The organism is Clostridioides sp. ZZV15-6597, from assembly GCF_020657815.1.
Lineage (GTDB): Bacteria > Bacillota > Clostridia > Peptostreptococcales > Peptostreptococcaceae > Clostridioides.
In genome coordinates this window covers 1-626 of record NZ_JAGWCT010000241.1, presented here as the reverse complement: position 1 = coordinate 626, position 626 = coordinate 1, and the positions used below count along the sequence as shown (strand labels likewise).

Sequence of the window (626 nt, the reverse complement as noted above, 5' to 3'; positions counted from 1 at the left end):
TGGTGCCCAGAGGCGGAATCGAACCACCGACACGGGGATTTTCAGTCCCCTGCTCTACCGACTGAGCTATCTGGGCAAATGGTGGGCCTAGCTGGACTCGAACCAGCGACCTCACGCTTATCAGGCGTGCGCTCTAACCACCTGAGCTATAGGCCCTTACTTGGTCGAGGTGAAGGGACTCGAACCCCCGGCCCCATGGTCCCAAACCATGTGCGCTACCAAACTGCGCTACACCTCGAAATATTATTTACTATCTTATATTACTCTAAAACTCGTTTTTTTTCAAGTCCTTTTTATTTGGCAGGGGTGGAGGGACTCGAACCCCCGGCGCACGGTTTTGGAGACCGACGCTCTACCAACTGAGCTACACCCCTATGAAGAATAATGGACCTTCAGGGACTCGAACCCCAGACCTACCGGTTATGAGCCGGGCGCTCTAACCAACTGAGCTAAAGGTCCTGGTTGGTCGAGGTGAAGGGACTCGAACCCCCGGCCCCATGGTCCCAAACCATGTGCGCTACCAAACTGCGCTACACCTCGTTTTTTAAATGGCGGAGAAGGAGGGATTCGAACCCTCGCACCGGTTACCCAGCCTAATCCCTTAGCAGGGGATCCTCTTGAGCCAC

6 tRNA genes are annotated in these 626 nt (G+C 54.8%); all 6 read right to left on the bottom strand.

Annotated features, from left to right (window positions below):
- Positions 1 to 76 (bottom strand) — tRNA-Phe (locus KGF52_RS21080).
- Positions 77 to 79: 3 nt separating this feature from the next.
- A tRNA-Ile gene (locus KGF52_RS21075) sits at positions 80 to 156 on the bottom strand.
- Between the two features lie 5 nt (positions 157 to 161).
- A tRNA-Pro gene (locus tag KGF52_RS21070) sits at positions 162 to 238 on the bottom strand.
- A gap of 60 nt (positions 239 to 298) precedes the next feature.
- Positions 299 to 374, bottom strand: a tRNA-Trp gene (locus KGF52_RS21065).
- 11 nt (positions 375 to 385) lie between these two features.
- A tRNA-Ile gene (locus tag KGF52_RS21060) sits at positions 386 to 459 on the bottom strand.
- A 4-nt stretch (positions 460 to 463) separates the two neighbouring features.
- Positions 464 to 540, bottom strand: a tRNA-Pro gene (locus KGF52_RS21055).
- Positions 541 to 626 lie beyond the last annotated feature (86 nt).